At 71.9% G+C, this 14,696-nt stretch carries 13 protein-coding genes; 1 reads left to right on the forward strand and 12 read right to left on the reverse strand.

Features of this window, described 5'->3' with window-relative positions; all coding sequences use genetic code 11:
- The first annotated feature begins 83 nt into the window (after positions 1 to 83).
- Complete coding sequence (locus tag JR065_RS13215) at positions 84 to 1,388, forward strand: RNA polymerase sigma factor (RefSeq protein WP_241093607.1); 1,305 nt, start codon at positions 84 to 86, stop codon at positions 1,386 to 1,388.
- Positions 1,389 to 1,648: 260 nt separating this feature from the next.
- Here JR065_RS13215 and JR065_RS13220 read toward each other — a convergent pair whose 3' ends face one another.
- From JR065_RS13220 to JR065_RS13275, 12 genes are all read right to left on the reverse strand, one after another.
- Positions 1,649 to 2,536, reverse strand: a complete 888-nt coding sequence (locus JR065_RS13220; protein WP_206234710.1) for a LysR family transcriptional regulator — start codon at positions 2,534 to 2,536, stop codon at positions 1,649 to 1,651.
- Positions 2,537 to 2,631: 95 nt separating this feature from the next.
- On the reverse strand, positions 2,632 to 4,005 hold the full coding sequence (gene hglS, locus JR065_RS13225; protein WP_206234711.1) for a 2-oxoadipate dioxygenase/decarboxylase HglS: 1,374 nt from the start codon (positions 4,003 to 4,005) through the stop codon (positions 2,632 to 2,634).
- 546 nt (positions 4,006 to 4,551) lie between these two features.
- The gene (locus tag JR065_RS13230; protein ID WP_206234713.1) at positions 4,552 to 5,094 is read right to left on the reverse strand and encodes a hypothetical protein; all 543 of its coding nucleotides are present in this window, start codon (positions 5,092 to 5,094) and stop codon (positions 4,552 to 4,554) included.
- An 8-nt stretch (positions 5,095 to 5,102) separates the two neighbouring features.
- A complete protein-coding gene (locus tag JR065_RS13235) occupies positions 5,103 to 5,870 on the reverse strand; it encodes an HAD family hydrolase (RefSeq protein WP_206234714.1) in 768 nt (255 codons plus the stop codon).
- Between the two features lie 50 nt (positions 5,871 to 5,920).
- Complete coding sequence (locus JR065_RS13240; protein ID WP_206234715.1) at positions 5,921 to 6,328, reverse strand: EF-hand domain-containing protein; 408 nt, start codon at positions 6,326 to 6,328, stop codon at positions 5,921 to 5,923.
- A 456-nt stretch (positions 6,329 to 6,784) separates the two neighbouring features.
- Positions 6,785 to 7,201: an EF-hand domain-containing protein gene (locus JR065_RS13245; RefSeq protein WP_206234717.1), complete on the reverse strand. Its 417-nt coding sequence runs from the start codon at positions 7,199 to 7,201 to the stop codon at positions 6,785 to 6,787.
- Between the two features lie 232 nt (positions 7,202 to 7,433).
- Positions 7,434 to 7,823 carry a hypothetical protein gene (locus tag JR065_RS13250; RefSeq protein WP_206234718.1) on the reverse strand — a complete coding sequence of 130 codons (390 nt, stop codon included), beginning with the start codon at positions 7,821 to 7,823 and terminating at the stop codon, positions 7,434 to 7,436.
- An 83-nt stretch (positions 7,824 to 7,906) separates the two neighbouring features.
- Positions 7,907 to 8,104: a CPXCG motif-containing cysteine-rich protein gene (locus tag JR065_RS13255; RefSeq protein WP_206234719.1), complete on the reverse strand. Its 198-nt coding sequence runs from the start codon at positions 8,102 to 8,104 to the stop codon at positions 7,907 to 7,909.
- A 4-nt stretch (positions 8,105 to 8,108) separates the two neighbouring features.
- Entirely contained in the window at positions 8,109 to 8,879 is a 771-nt protein-coding gene (locus JR065_RS13260; RefSeq protein ID WP_241093608.1) for a M15 family metallopeptidase, read from the reverse strand.
- 193 nt (positions 8,880 to 9,072) lie between these two features.
- Positions 9,073 to 9,843 carry an N-acetylmuramoyl-L-alanine amidase gene (locus JR065_RS13265; RefSeq protein ID WP_206234721.1) on the reverse strand — a complete coding sequence of 257 codons (771 nt, stop codon included), beginning with the start codon at positions 9,841 to 9,843 and terminating at the stop codon, positions 9,073 to 9,075.
- Between the two features lie 106 nt (positions 9,844 to 9,949).
- The gene (locus JR065_RS13270; RefSeq protein WP_241093609.1) at positions 9,950 to 11,593 is read right to left on the reverse strand and encodes a serine hydrolase domain-containing protein; all 1,644 of its coding nucleotides are present in this window, start codon (positions 11,591 to 11,593) and stop codon (positions 9,950 to 9,952) included.
- Positions 11,594 to 11,657: 64 nt separating this feature from the next.
- A complete protein-coding gene (locus tag JR065_RS13275; RefSeq protein WP_206234722.1) occupies positions 11,658 to 14,651 on the reverse strand; it encodes a TonB-dependent receptor in 2,994 nt (997 codons plus the stop codon).
- Positions 14,652 to 14,696: the final 45 nt, after the last annotated feature.

The following is a 14,696-nucleotide window of genomic DNA, read 5'->3' on the forward strand; positions in this document are numbered from 1 at the left end:
CCGGCCATGTCGCGCAGCGCCTGCCCGCCGATCCGGTCGCCGCGGCCCATTGCCGCGGCGCCGCTTGCGTCCGCGCGCCGGCGATGCTGTCATCCACGCCGATGGCCACCGACCCGCACCGCACCATCGACGCCGTCTGGCGTATCGAATCGGCCCGGATCATCGCCGGGCTGGCGCGCATGCTGCGCGATCTGGACCTGGCCGAGGAGCTGGCGCAGGACGCGCTGGTCGCCGCGCTGGAGCACTGGCCGCGCGACGGCATCCCCGACAACCCCGGCGCCTGGCTGATGACCACCGCCAAGCGCCGCGCGATCGACCGGCTGCGCCAGCGGCAGCTGCACCAGCGCAAGCAGGCGCAGCTGGAGCACGAGCTGGACTGGCAGCAGGACAGCGTGGCGCCGATGGACGAGGGCCTGGACGACGACATCGGCGACGACCTGCTGCGGCTGATGTTCGTCGCCTGCCACCCCGTGCTCGGCACCGAGGCGCGGATCGCGCTGACCTTGCGCCTGCTCGGCGGGCTCAGCACCGACGAGATCGCGCGCGCCTTCCTGGTGCCCGAGCCGACCATCGCCCAGCGCATCGTGCGCGCCAAGCGCACCCTGGCCGACCGCCAGGCGGTGTTCGAGGTGCCGCTCGGCGCCGAGCGCGGCGAGCGCCTGGAGTCGGTGCTGGAGGTGATCTACCTGGTCTTCAACGAAGGCTACGCGGCCACCGCCGGCGACGACTGGATGCGCCCGGCGCTGTGCGAGGAAGCCCTGCGCCTGGGCCGCGTGCTGGCGGGGCTGGAGCCGCGCGTGGCCGAAGTGCACGGGTTGCTGGCGTTGATGGAGCTGCAGGCCTCGCGCACCCGCGCGCGCACCACCGCGCAGGGCGAACCGGTGCTGCTGCTGGAGCAGGACCGGCACCGCTGGGACCGGCTGCTGATCGGCCGCGGCCTGGACAGCCTGGGACGCGCCTGGAAACTCGGCGGCAGCGGCGGCCTGTACACGCTGCAGGCGGCGATCGCCGCCTGCCACGCGCGCGCGCAGCGCGCCGAGGACACCGACTGGTCGCGCATCGCCGCGCTGTATGCGCAGCTGGCGCGGCTGGCGCCGTCGCCGGTGATCGAACTCAACCGCGCGGTGGCGGTGGCGATGGCCGACGGCGCCCAGGCCGGGCTGACGCTGGTCGACGCCTTGCGCGAGGCGCCGGCATTGCAGCGCTACCACCTGCTGCCGTGCGTGCGCGGCGACCTGCTGGAGAAGCTGGGCCGCCGCGACGAGGCGCGGCAGGAGTTCGAACGCGCCGCGGCGCTGGTGCGCAACGTGCGCGAGCGCGCGCTGCTGCAGGCGCGCGCCGCGGCCTGCGCCGAGCCTGCGACCGGTACGGCCGCAGCGTCCGAATGAACCCGCGTGCGGCGTGCCCGGCCCGGCGCGCCGCACGCGGGTGCTGGACGCCAGGCGCCACGCCGCAGGCAGCCGGATCGGGATCAATGCAGCGGGGGAACGTGGATCCACGCCTGCGCCGTACCGCACCGGCAAACAGCCAATCGGTGAATCAGGCGCCTCGCTCCGGGCGTGCGCCGCGGGGCGATACCGGCGCACGCGGCGGCGCCTGCCCCGCGGACGGGCCGCAGCCTCGACGCCCCCGCGGTCGCAGGCGCCGGCTATTCCCGCAGCGCGGCGATGAACGCGCGCCCCACCGGCCCGGGCGGCGCGTCCTTGCGGTACACCGCGTGCATCGACAGGCCCGCGCGCGCGGACGCGGTGGCCTGGGTCCGGATCTCCACCAGCAGGCCCTGCTGCAGGTCGGCCTGCACCATGTGCAGCGGCATGTGGCCCCAGCCGAATCCGGCGCGCAGGAAGGCATGCTTGGCGCCCAGGTCGGCCAGGCGCCAGGTCAGCGGGGACAGCACGCCGAAGCTGCGCCCGGCCGACAGCGTGGTGCGGTCGGTCAGCACCAGCTGCACCTGCTTGCCCAGCGCGGCGTGGGACACCGCCTTGGCCGAGCCCGCCAGCGGATGCTGCGGCGCCACCACGGTGACGAACGGCACCTCGACCAGCGGCTCGGAGCTCAATTCGTCGGGAATGGTCGGCAGCGAGCCGATCACCCCGATCCGGCAGGAGCCGTCGAGCACCGGCTGGATCACCCCGCCCAGCGCCTCGACGTACAGCCGCAGCGGCGTATGGGGGAACTGCGCGCGGCACTGGCCGACCGCACGGGTGATCGCGTCCATCGGGTACATCACGTCGATGACGACCGCCAGCTCCGGCTCCAGGCCCTCGCGTATCGAACGCGCGCGCGCCTTGAATCCGTCCATGTCGTCGACCACCGCGCGCGCGTCGCGCAGCAGCGACCGGCCTTCCTCGGTCAGCCGCGGATAGCGGCTGCTGCGGTCGAACAGGACCACCCCCAACTGCGCCTCCAGGTTGGCCAGGGTGTGGCTGACCACCGACTGGGCGCGGCGCAGCTTGCGGCCGGCGGCCGAGAAGCTGCCCTCGTCGGCGGCGGCGATGAAGGTGCGTATCTGGTCGAGCGTGACCCCATCGAGCATGTCGGTCCTTGGATGGTTGGGCGCCGGCTACGCAGGCGCGGATGGCTGCCGCCGGCCGGCGCGGCGCCCGCGGCGGACCGCGCGCGGCGGCATGCTCAGCCGTGCAGCGCCGCCAGGCTGTCGCGCTCGATGTCGGCGTAGATCGCGAACTCGTCGTGCACCGGCGCGCCCAGCGCCTGCTCGAACGCCTCGCGGTTGGCGTGCGCGGCATACGCGCGCTGTTCGCCGCCGCCCAGGTTGGACTGGAAGATGCCCGCGGCGCTGACCGGCAGGAAATCCTCGTAGACGATCGGATCGGCGCTGGCCAGGCCGCCGGCGATCAGCGCCTCGGCGGGCTTGCCGGCGCGCGCGGCCGCGCCGGCGGCGCGGCCGGCGTCGGTCAGCGCGTAGCGGTAGTAGCCCAGGCCTTCGCGGCGCAGCGTGGGGTGATCGTCCGGGAAATCGGCGAACGCCTGCGCCAGGCGCTGCGCGTAGTCGCCGCCGGTGCTGCCGGCGCCGTCGCTGTCGCTGTCGCGCGCGCGCGCCAGCAGCGCGTCGTACAGCGCGCGGCCCTTCGGGGTCAGCGCCAGGCCGCGCTGTTCGATCTCGCCGAAGCGCGCGGTGTGGCGGCCCTGCGCCGCGCCGCCGTCGTCGGCCGGGAAGCGCACCGTTTCCTCCAGCGCCTTGAAGCTGGTCTGGCGCAGCAGGATCGGGCAGCGCCGGCGCGGCGGGCCTTCGATCACCGCCTTGGCGTCGAGCCCGCGCTGCTGCATCAGCAGTTGCGCCGCGTCGATGTCCAGCGTGCGCGGGGTCAGGTGGTTGATGTGCGGACCGCGGAAGCTGACCACGTCGGCGATCAGCCGGTGCGCGGCGTTGAGCGCGTGGTAGCTGTCCAGCGAGACGGTGGCCTCGCCGTGCCAGCGGAAGGTCTCCAGCGCCTCGGCGACGAAGCGCTGCGCGTCGGCCTGGTCCAGGCCGCCGGCGCGCTCGCAGCGCTCGATCAGCTGCAAGGCGCCGTCGGTGAAGATCCGGCGCCGGGCCAGGATCGCCGCCGCGCGCTCGCGCAGCGCCGCGTCCTCGATCAGCTCCAGCCGCAGCAGCGAGGTGAACACCCGGAACGGATTGCGCGCCAGCGCCGCCGCGTCGATCGGGCGGAACGCGGTGGAATGCACCGGCACGCCGGCCACCGACAGGTCGTAGTAGCCGACCGGGTGCATGCCCATCACCGCGAACAGGCGCCGCAGCGTCGCCAGTTCCTCGGCGGTGCCGACGCGGATCGCGCCATGGCGCTCCTGGTCCAGCCGCGCGCGCTCGTCGTTGCGCTGCAGCTGCTCGGCCAGTGGCGGGTCCGCCGCCAGCGTGTCGGCGTTGACCTGCGCCACCAGTTCCATCAGCGTGCCGTACAGCGGCACCTCGGTGCGGTACATGTCGGACATGGCCTGCGCGAACTGCTGGCGAATGGCGTCGGGCGAAACGAAGGCGGTGGTCATCGGCGGATCCGTGGCGAAGGCGGCGCCGGCATCGCATCCGGCAGATGCGCCTATTCTCGCGCCAGCGCCGCGGCGCGGCCAGCGGCCGTGTCGCGGCGGCGATCCGGGCGCGGGAAGGAATGGCATCGAAGCGGCGAGTGGGCGCCTGGGAGGCGGCCAGGCAGCGATCCAGCCCTGGACATCGCGGCCGGAGCCTCTCTTGCGAGCGGGCGCTTCGGCACGCATGCACGGTAGGAGCGGCTTCAGCCGCGACATGATCCGCGTTGCGCCATTTCGGAACATCCACGCGCCTGCCGCGCCAACGCGCCCGTGTCCGCGGTCGCGGGCGTGCGCGATGCGGGCCGCCGCGCATGGAAGGTCGCGGCTGAAGCCGCTCCTACTGGGGTGCGTCGGGGCTTCAGGCGGCCCTTGCTCCCTCGGTCGCGGCGCCTTCCTCTGGCAACACGGCACCGGGACACTCACACCGGCACGCTTCAGTCCCCGTGGCTCCGCAGCAACTGGCGGCCGGTGCGGCTCGCTGCTTCGCAATGCGGACGCGCGCCGCCGCTACGGCCGCGCGGCGGCGGCCTTGTCGCGCTGCGCGCGGTCGCCCAGCTGGCGGCGCAGCAGCGCGTCGAGCGCGATCGGCCGGTCCCAGTGGTCGTAGCTGGCGACGATGGCATGGCGCAGCGCGCGGTAGTGCAGCGAACCGGGTTCGATCTGCAACGGCGCCAGCGCCTGCTCCCATTCCGCATCGCCGGCGCCGGCGCGCGCGCGCACCAGCGTGCGGCAGGACACCGCCGCGGCCTTGGCCATGAAGCAGGCGAAATAGATATCGCCCGGCCGCCAGCCGCGCTCGCGCAGCAAGGCTTCGGCATAGCCGCGCGGGACCTGCGCATAGCGCGCGACCTCGTCGAGGAAGCTGTCCGGATAGCGCGCCGCGTACAGCCCGATGTCCTGCAGTTGCCGGTCCACCCAGGCATCGCCGGTGCCGGGCGCGTACTCGTCCGGCGCCGGTGTCGCGGCGGGTGCCGCCGCAGGCGCCGGCTGCGCCCATGCGCTGGCCGCCGACAGCCACAGCAGCACCAGGCAGGCGCAGCGGATCCGCATGCGCCCGCTCAGGCCGGCGGCGCGCCGGCCTGCGCGGCGGCCAGCGCGTCCAGCGCCGCCACCGCCTGCGGCCAGCCGGCGGCGCTCGGGACCTCGCGCAGCCGTGGTTCGTCGGCGGCCAGGCCGTGTTCGGCCTCGTGCGCCCAGGTCACCGTGTATGGCGTATGGATGCCCCAGCCGCCCAGCGCGATCACCGGCTCCACGTCCGAGCGCAGCGAGTTGCCGATCATCACGAAGCGCTCGGCCGGGATGCCGAATTCGGCCAGCACCTTGGCATAGGTCTTCGGGTCCTTCTCCGACACCACCTCGATGCGCGGGAACAGCGCGCCCAGTCCGGACTGCTCGATCTTCGCCTCCTGGTGGAACAGGTCGCCCTTGGTGATCAGCACCACGTCGAAATCGCGCGCGATGGCCGCCACCGCCTCGCGCACGCCGTCGATCACCTCGACCGGATGCTGCAGCGTGGCGCGGCCGATCTCGACCACGCGCTGCAGGTCGCGCGCGCTGATGCGCGCGTCGGTCAGCTCGATCGCCGCCTCGATCATCGACAGGGTCATGCCCTTGACGCCGTAGCCGAACACCGCCAGGTTGCGCCGCTCCACCGCAAGCAGGTGCTGCAGGGTGCCGCTGTCGTGCAGGTCCAGGTACTGGCCGAGGATCGCCTCGAACGCGGCTTCGGCGTCGCGGTAGTAGTCCTCGCTCTTCCACAAGGTGTCGTCGCCGTCGAAGCCGACCAGGGCGATGGCGGAGCTGCGTGACGCGGTCGCGGTAGTCATCGGCGCAGCATAGCAAGCCGTCCTGCGGCTGTTAACGCGGCCGGGCGACGCTAGCCGGCGGCGGGGTCGCCGGGACCGGGCTGGTAGTGGCCGTATTCCTCGCGCGACAGCAGCCCGTCGCCGTCGCTGTCGAAGCTGTCGAAGGTCTCGGTGAGCACCGGATCGGCGGCGGCCTCGGCGCGGCCGATGCGGCCGTCGCGGTCGCGGTCGAGCGCGGCGAAGCTCTTCGCGCCGGCGCTGGCGCCGGCATCGCTGGACGGCGGCGGCGGCACCGGCAACGCGGGCGCCGGCAATGCCGGCAGCGGTGCCGGCACCGGCGCCGGCAGGGGTTCGGTGGGCGGCGAGGCGGCCGGCGCGGGTGCCGGCGCCACGCTCGGTGGCGCGGCGATGGCGGTCGCGGCGCACACGGTCAGCGCTGCGGGCAGCAGCCGGCGCTGGAAACTACGGGCGATAGGCATGGACGGCCTCGTCTGGCACGCGGAACTGGACGTGTCTTACCGTACACCCTGCGCCGACTCGGGTTCGTTATCCGCCAATACCGGCAACGCGACTTCGCGAGGGCACCGAGACCGGCAGCGGCGGTCGCGATACCGGCAGCGAGCGCATCCAGGTCCGTGGTGCGGACTCGGCAGAGTCGAAAGGATCGGCGATGCCGGAGCCGGTGACGGGCAGGACTTTTTACGGAGGAGTCTTTACGGTGGGGGGCATCGCCCTGGCTGGCGGCTCCACTGCGCGAGGTTCCGGCCCCGCTGTACATCGCAGCCGGCCACCGCCGCCGTTCGCGGTGTCCTGCACTCCACAAAAAAGCAGGAATGGCCTGCGCCATCCCTGCATGTGTAGCCGCACTGCCTGCTTGCGGGCTGGATCGAGCGGCCCGGTGCGCCTGTACCGCGCCGGGCGGGCTGGGCCAGCGCTTACTGCTGCTGGCCGTCGGCGCCGGCCGCGCCGCCGCCCTGCTGCTTGGCTACGAACGCCTTGTACTCGTCCGGGGTCAGCTTGCCGTCGGCATCGCCGTCGGCCTGGGCGAAGATCTGGGTGAGGCCGGCGTTGACCTGGGCCTCCTGCTTGCTGATCGCGCCATCGCTATCGGTATCCACGTCGGCCCAGGTCTGGCCGCCGCCACCGGAGGCGCTGGACTGGGTCGCCGACTGGCCCGAGGCGCCCGTCGCCGACTGGCCCGAAGCGCCGGTGGCCGACTGCGTGCCGGCCTGGGTGGTCGGGGCCTGCGCGGCGGCATCGGCCTGTGCATCCTGGGCGAAGGCGGGCAGCGCCAGCGCGGCGCTCAGGGCGGCGACGATACCGATCAGGGGCTTGCGGTTGCGGATGTTCATGGGTGGTCTCCTTTCGATTCGACAGCTCGGTTGTGTGGCATGCACGGTGATTCCGTTGCATGGCCACACCGTGCCGCCGCGACGCTGAATCGATTCCGCTGTGGAAAATCCGCGGCAACGGCTTCTTAACCACAGCGGCGCGCGCAGGCGCTACCGGCTTGGTTAGCGCCCGGTGAGCGATGGGTAAGCGAGTCGTTCAGGGTGTTTTCATTACGGAAAGAAAGCGTGTGTTTCAGGCGCGTTCGTGATCGCGGTCGGCGGAATTTGCGCTTGAACGCGAACTGAACGCGACCCATGCCAACGCGACCCCGGCGAGCGCGCCGGCCACTTCCAGCACCACCCGCGTCCCCAGTTCGTTGGGATCGTGGATGCTGGCCAGCGCCAGCCGCGCGTACAACGGCGACTCCAGGCGCACGATGCCGGTGTAGAACAGGTTCCAGGCGTCCACGCCGGCCGAGGCCGCCACCGCGAGCAGGCACGACCAGCCCAGCGCATGGCCTTCGCTCCAGCGCAGCCAGCGGCACAGCCGGTGCCACAGCGCGTAGACCAGGAAGCCGACCGCCAGGGCGATCAGGCCGGCCTCGAGCGAGCCCAGCAGGCCGAAGTGCAGCGGCAGATTCATCGCGAAGGTTCCGGAGCGGACAGGGCCGCCAGTCTAGGGCCTGAGGCGCCGTCCGCGCGGCCGCGCCGGTATAGGGCCGGCCTTTAGCCGTCGTTCTCGGCGCTGGCGCGCACGCTGGGCTCGCCGTCTTCGTCCCAGCTCACCGCGATCAGCATCGGCTTGCAGCACACCTGGCAATCCTCCACGTACTGCTGCGCCCCGGCCGACGGATCCAGCGCCAGATCGATCCATTCGCCGCAATACGGGCACTGGATGTCGACGAAGGGCTGCATGGCGGACATGCGGCTACTGTACCGGCACATCGTAGGCCGTGTCCGGCGTCGGCTCGGGCTGCAGCGTGTAGTGCCACCATTCCAGCGGGTAGTTGGCGAAGCCGGCGGCGGTCATCGCCTGGCGCAGGCGCTGCCGGTGCGCGCGTTGCGCCGCGCTGAGGCCGGGTGCGTCGGTATGCGCGCGCGGATCGAAGAAGTCGAAGCCCGTGCCCATGTCCAGCGGGCGGCAGGCGCCCCGCCGGCAGTCGAGCAGGGTCAGGTCCACGGTCGCGCCCCGGCTGTGGCCGGAGCGTTCGGCGATGTAGCCGCCGAGCAGCACGCGCTTGTCCAGGTTCGGGTAGTAGCGCGGCTTGGCGACCTGGTCGGACAGGTCCGCCGCCCAGGCGACGAACGCACGCACCGCGCGCACCGGCCGGTAGCAGTCGAAGACCTGCAACGCATAGCCCTGCGCGTGCAGCGCGCGCTGCACGTCCGCCAGCGCGCGCGCGGCAGGCTCGAGCAACAGGCACTTCGGCGCGTCGTAGCCGGGCACCGGGCGGGCGGTGAAGTTGTCGGCCGACGCGTAGCGGATATCCAGCGCGATGTCCGGCGCATGTTCGCGCACGTCGACCAGGCCCGCCTGCGCCGGCGTGGTCGCGGCCGACAGCCGCACCGCAGACGCCGCCGGTGCGGCCAGCGCCAGCGCCGACGCCAGGGCGATTCCCGCGCAGGCATGCCGGCGGCGTGGCGCTGGGCGGGCGGGTGGATCGGCGGGATGCGGCGTGTCGTAGCGGATGGTCGGCATGCCATGGTCCGGGCGGCGTTCGCGCAAAGCATAGGCGATCGCCGTGACGGCATGCGCTGCGTGCGGAGCGGGCGCGCCCGCCATGCCTGCAGCGCAATGCGATGCGGTGGCCGCGCGCGATGAAACGCGTTGCGTGGCGACGGCGTCGCTGCGCGTGATGCCGCGCCTATGGCGACTCGGGCTCGGCCGCCGGCTACGGCGGCGCCAGCGGCGGCCGGGTCAGCGCATGCAGGATGCGCAGGTCCTCGGCATCGATGCCGGCGGCGTCGCGGCCGCGGTAGCGATGGTGGAAGGCGCGCAGCGTCGCGGCGCGGTCCTCGAGCGGATAGCCGAGCAGCGCCAGCGCCTGCCACGGATCGAACCCGGGCGGCGCCGGCGGCGCGTCGGCCGCGGGCCAGCGCCCGAACCCGGCATCGGCCAGCCGTTTCCACGGAAACAACGGGCCGGGATCGACCTTGCGCGTGGGCGCGAAATCCTGGTGCCCGATCACCTGCGTGCGCGGGATGCGCAGGCGCGCGCACAGGTCCTCGAGCAGCACCAGCAGGCTGTCGATCTGCGCCGGCGCGAACGGGCTGTTGCCGTCGTTGTCCAGCTCGATGCCGATCGAAGCGGAGTTGATGTCGGTGATCGTGCCCCAGCGCCCGGCGCCGCCGTGCCAGGCGCGGCGTTCGTCGCTGACCAGCTGGTAGCGCTTGCCGTCGCGTCCGATCAGGTAGTGCGCGCTGACCTTGCCCTTGCCGTTGTGCGAACGCAGCGTGTCCAGGCTGCGCTGCACCGAGTCCTGGTCGGTGTAGTGGATCACGATCAGGACCGGCCGGCGCAGGTCCTGGTTCGGCGACGGCACCCACTCGGCTAGCGGATTGCGCGGCGGCGCATGCGCGCAGCCGCCGAGCAGGACGAGCAGCGGCAGCGGCCACAGCCAGCGAGCCGGGGGCGAGGGGAAGGCGCGGACGATTCGGGGCATGAACGGCATCCTGGACATCGGAACAGCAGGCAACGATCGCGCAGGACCGGCATCCGGACAACGCCAGCGACGGCGCCCGGCCCATGCCGGCGGCGGGCCCGACGCCTCAGTGGCCAGGCGCCGGCGCTGAAGCCCCTCCTGCAGGATCCACCGGATCCACCGGATCCGCCGGGCAAGGCCCTGCCCGCACGAAGTCCAGGTCGGCATAGTCGTAGCTGAAATCGGCGTCGGGATCCACATGCGACAGCTGCATATGCTGCGTGCCATCGGCGGCGGTGGCGAAGTCCAGCCAGGGCTCGGCGTCGACGCTGGCATCGTCCCAGTCCACCAGCCAGCGCCCGCCGGCCTGCATGACCTGCCCGCGCAGCAGCGGCGACATGCGCGCGGCGAACTGCAGCGTCCCGCGCTGCGGGCACAGCGCCACCTCGCCGAACCACGGATCGCGCCACAGGCCTTGCCGGTCGCGCAGCGCCGCCGCCGTGGCCGGCGCGCGCGCCGCCGCGGCGCTTCGCGCCGGGTCCGGCCTGGCGGCGTGCGCGCGCTCGCGCGCGAGCAGCGCGGCGTAGTGCTCCACGTCCAGCGCGCGCTGGTCCGGGCGGGTGAAGCGCTTGGTCAACGCCGCGCCCAGCGTGGTGCGCATCTCGCCGCCCTCCCCGTTGCTGAGGATCACGAAGCCGCTGCGTCGGTCCGGCAACAGCACCAGCGAGGAATACATGCCCATCAGCGTGCCGGTGTGCGCCACCTTCCATTGTCCGTCGGCGTCGGAGATGCGCCAGCCGTAGCCATAGCCGTACATGCGCGTGCCCTCCCACTGGCGCATCTGCGCCGGGATCGGCATCGGCGTGTGCAGCGTCCACACCGCCTGGCGCTGCGCGGGCGACAGCCATGCGGCCTGTTCCGGCGGCGGCGCCAGCCACGCGCGCATCCACGCCAGCATGTCGTTCAATCCGCAGCGGACCCCGCCGGCGGCCATCGATGGCGTGTCCGGGATGCGCGCCGCGTCGGCGCGCACCACCACGTTGCGCTCGCCCTGGCGCATGTGCGGCTGGGCGACGTTGCCGACCGCGTCGCGGTCCCAGGCGCCCACCTGGCAGCCGCGCATGCCCAGCGGCGCGAACACCTCCTCGCGTACCAGCTGCGCGTAAGGCTTGCCGCCGGCGCGCGCGGCCACCTCGCCGGCGACCACGTACAGCAGGTTGTCGTAGGCGTAGTGCGAACGGAAGCTGTGGGTGGGCTTGAGATGCGCCAGCCCGGCGATGATGTCGGCGCGCTCGAACCGGTTCGGCTCCGGCCACAGCATCAGGTCACCGGCGCCCAGGCCCAGGCCGCTGTTGTGGATCAGCAGGTCGCGCACCTGCAGGTTGCGCGTCACCCACGGGTCGTGCATGCGGAACTGCGGCAGGTACCTGGTCACCGGATCGTCCCAGCGCAGCTTGCCGGCATCGACCAGCCGCGCCAGCACCGCGGCGGTCATCGCCTTGGTGTTGGAGGCGATCTTGAACAGCGTGTCGGCATCGATCTTCTCGCCGCCGCCGGCGCGCAGTTCGCCTTCGGCGCGCACGTACGCCACGCGTCCGTCCTCGATCACGCCCACCGCCAGGCCGGGCAGGCGGTAGCGCGCCATCGCCTGCTCGAACAACCGGTCGAACGCGGCCCGGTCGGCGGCATGGGCCGGCGCGGCCGCCAAGGCGCCGGATGCCGGCAGGCCGCACATCGCCCATGCGAACACGGCCGCTGCCAATCGCTTCATGCCGCCTCCCTTGCAGGCGCCGCCCGTGGCCGGCGACGGTGCCGCCGGCATGCCATCGGCCCGGTCAGTAGCTCCACGTCGCGGTGAACTGCGCGTAGCGCGGCGACTGGAAGCTGGTGCCATAGCCGAACAACGGATTGTAGGTGCCGATGCTGTCCTGCGGCTCCAGATCCTGGTCCACCGCCAGGATGCGCTGCTGGTTGAGCACGTTGTACACCGCCAGCTTCAGCCGCAGGTCGGACGGGATCGGCACCTTGTAGGTCAGGCTGACGTCCATGTCGTAGGTCCACGGCGTGCGGCCGCGGCCGCCGCGCGGCGAATGCACGTACTGCCGCTCGGACGCCACGTCGGAGGTGCAGTTGGCCATGCAGATGTAGTAGCTGTGGAAGTCGGTGTCGTCGAACGGATTGCCGGCGCCGAAGGCGGTGACGGGGCTGCCGGACTGCACGCTGAGCGTGGCCGCCGCGGTCAGGTTCTCGGTCAGCGCATAGCTGCCCCTGAACTTGAACTGGTGACGGCGATCGTTCGCCAGGTAGCCGTAGCCGCGGTAGTTGACCCACGGATTGTCGAAGTTCTCGGTGCGCCCGCTGTCGGCGAAATCGGTATCGGAGTTGACCGGGCCTTCGGCATTGCCGCGCCCGTAGGCCAGCGTGTAGGACGCATTGAACGCCCATACCCCGTCCCAGCCGCGGTCCACCTGCAGTTCCAGCGCCTTGTAGTCGCGCTTGGGTTTGACCCAGCCGGTCTGGCCGAGGTAGTTGCCGTCGTCGTCGTACAGCGCCCAGCCCTCCTTGCCGGTATCGATGGACAGCCAGCCGTCGTTGGCGCCATCGCAGTCGGTGTCGCCCCACACCGTGTTGGAACGCCCGGGGTTGCCCATGATCCACACGCTGTCGATCGGCCCGCACTGCGCGGTGGCGGTGATGTTCATGTCGTCGATGGCGTCGTGCAGGCGGCGGTAGGTGACGCTGGCGCCGATTGACCACGCGGGGTTGAGCATTTGCTGGAAGCCGAGGATGGCCTCGTCCTGGTACACCGGATCCATGTCGCGGTTGACCTCGGCGCGCAGGTCCGGGACCGAGCCGTCGCCCTGCGAATTGTCCACCGGGCCGATCTGCCCGCCGAGCGCGGGGATGTTGTTCTCCGCGCCGCTGTAGCCGAGGAACTCGTACCAGGTGCGCTCGTCGAGGAACCCGCCGGCCTGCTTGATGTTGATGACGTTGGCCACCGGCAGGAAATAGCGGCCCAGGTTGCCGAACACCTTGGTGGTGCCGTCGCCCTTGACGTCCCACGAGAAGCCCAGGCGCGGCGCGAGCATGTCGTCGATCTTGATGTAGCTCTCGCCGTCGCCGCCCTTGTTGTCGAACGCCTCCAGGCGCAGGCCCAGGTTGAGCAGCAGGTTCGGCGTGACCGACCAGTTGTCTTCCACGTAGTAGGCCGAGTTGATGGTCTCGAACGAGCCGTCCACTTCGTAGCGGCGCGTGCGCACCACCAGGCCGCTGGCGGGGACCACGCCGCCGTTGAGCGCCGCGCCTGGGGTGCGCCGGTAGATGTCGTAGCGGTAGCCGCCGGGCCCGGGATAGGCGCGGCTGTAGTCGGAGGTGTTCTCCTCGCGGTCCAGGCCGAAGCGCAGCAGGTGGTCGCCGAGCATCCACTCGAAGTCCGCGCGCGCGGCCTTGCGCGTGTCCAGCGCGGTCTCGACCAGCGAACTGGTGGTGCAGCCGCGGTCGCCCTGCAGCGCGGTGGGCACGCCGTCGGCGCTGGTGCGGTTGTCGTAGACGCGGTTGCAGTTCTCGTCGCGCAGGCTGCTGGTGGCGCGGTTGCGCTTGTTCTCGCCGTACATCAGGCGCATCGACAGGTCGTCGTTGAACTGCCAGCTGTAGGTCGCCGACCAGTTCCTGCCGCCGACCTTGTTGTAGATCTGGTTGCTGCGCGGGCCGACGGTGCGGCCGGTGTCGTAGTCGTAGTCGTAGACGTCGGTGGTGGTCTCGTTCTCGTCGGAAAAGCCGAACAGCGAGAGCATCTGGTTGTCGGTGATCTGCCAGTCGATCTTGCCGCCCCAGAACGGGTCGTCGGCCTTGCCGCGGTTCAACGAGGTGCCGGCGTCGTCGGTGTTCCTGGGCTGGTAGTCGCGCGCCTCGTACATGCCGAAGAAGAACAGCCGGTCCTTGACCAGCGGGCCGGAGGCGAAGACGTTGAAGGCGCTGCGCGCGTAGTCGTCCTGGCTGGAGGTGATGTAGCGCTGGCCTTCGAAGTAGCGGTCGCGTGCCCTGGACTGCAGCGCGCGCGGTTCCACCACCAGCTCCGCGCCGGCCTTGAACTCGTTGCTGCCGGAGCGGGTGACCGCGTTGATGACGCCGCCGGTGCTGCGGCCGAACTCCACCGAGTAGCCGCCGGTCTTGACCTGGAACTGGTCGTAGAACGAGAACGGCACCGAGGAGAAGCCGACCCGGTTGTAGAAGTCGGTGACGTTCAGGCCGTTGATGTAGACCGTGTTCTCGGCCACCGAGGAACCGCCGAACGAAAGCCCCTGCCCGCCCAGCGAGCCCTTGCCCTTGACCACGCCGGGCGCGAGCAGCGCCACCGCGGTGAGGTCGCGGTCCACCGGCAGGCGCTGCAGGTCCTCGCGGCTGATGTTGGTGGCCGACTCGGTCGAGCGCACGTCGACCATCGACACCACCTGCGGCGCGCGCACCTGCACCGCGCCCAGCGTGCTCACCCCGCTGATCGGCACGTTCACCGTGGTCGCGTTGCCCAGCGTGACGGTCACGTCGGCGACGTGCGCGGGCGCCCCGTCCCCGCGCGCGACCTCCACCACGTAGCTGCCCACCGGCAGCAGCGGAATCCGGTAGCCGCCGTTGCGGTCCACGCCGACCGAGCGGGTGAAGCCGGTCTGCGGGTTGCGCACGGTCACGGTAACGCCTTCCACCTGGCCGTCGTCGGCCAGCACCCGCCCCACCACCGCGCCGTCCTGCGCCAGCGCCGCCGGCGCGATCGCTCCCAGACACGCGCCCAATGCGACGCACAGCGCCGCCTTGCGAAAATTCTTGCCGTTCATCCCCTGCTCTCTCCTGCAGTCGTTGAAGTGGTGGTAGGTCCCCGT

Origin of the sequence: Xanthomonas sp., assembly GCF_017163755.1 — a bacterium.
Classification (GTDB): domain Bacteria; phylum Pseudomonadota; class Gammaproteobacteria; order Xanthomonadales; family Xanthomonadaceae; genus Xanthomonas_A.

What these genes read in the sequence shown, in the direction of transcription:
- JR065_RS13260 (WP_241093608.1), bottom strand. Translation starts at nt 8,879, where the DNA reads ATGCCGACCATCCGCTACGACACGCCGCATCCCGCCGATCCACCCGCC.
- JR065_RS13235 (WP_206234714.1), bottom strand. Translation starts at nt 5,870, where the DNA reads ATGACTACCGCGACCGCGTCACGCAGCTCCGCCATCGCCCTGGTCGGC.
- JR065_RS13220 (WP_206234710.1), bottom strand. Translation starts at nt 2,536, where the DNA reads ATGCTCGATGGGGTCACGCTCGACCAGATACGCACCTTCATCGCCGCC.
- JR065_RS13215 (WP_241093607.1), top strand. Translation starts at nt 84, where the DNA reads ATGCTGTCATCCACGCCGATGGCCACCGACCCGCACCGCACCATCGAC.
- JR065_RS13270 (WP_241093609.1), bottom strand. Translation starts at nt 11,593, where the DNA reads ATGAAGCGATTGGCAGCGGCCGTGTTCGCATGGGCGATGTGCGGCCTG.
- JR065_RS13275 (WP_206234722.1), bottom strand. Translation starts at nt 14,651, where the DNA reads ATGAACGGCAAGAATTTTCGCAAGGCGGCGCTGTGCGTCGCATTGGGC.
- hglS (WP_206234711.1), bottom strand. Translation starts at nt 4,005, where the DNA reads ATGACCACCGCCTTCGTTTCGCCCGACGCCATTCGCCAGCAGTTCGCG.
- JR065_RS13240 (WP_206234715.1), bottom strand. Translation starts at nt 6,328, where the DNA reads ATGCCTATCGCCCGTAGTTTCCAGCGCCGGCTGCTGCCCGCAGCGCTG.
- JR065_RS13250 (WP_206234718.1), bottom strand. Translation starts at nt 7,823, where the DNA reads ATGAATCTGCCGCTGCACTTCGGCCTGCTGGGCTCGCTCGAGGCCGGC.
- JR065_RS13230 (WP_206234713.1), bottom strand. Translation starts at nt 5,094, where the DNA reads ATGCGGATCCGCTGCGCCTGCCTGGTGCTGCTGTGGCTGTCGGCGGCC.
- JR065_RS13245 (WP_206234717.1), bottom strand. Translation starts at nt 7,201, where the DNA reads ATGAACATCCGCAACCGCAAGCCCCTGATCGGTATCGTCGCCGCCCTG.
- JR065_RS13255 (WP_206234719.1), bottom strand. Translation starts at nt 8,104, where the DNA reads ATGTCCGCCATGCAGCCCTTCGTCGACATCCAGTGCCCGTATTGCGGC.
- JR065_RS13265 (WP_206234721.1), bottom strand. Translation starts at nt 9,843, where the DNA reads ATGCCCCGAATCGTCCGCGCCTTCCCCTCGCCCCCGGCTCGCTGGCTG.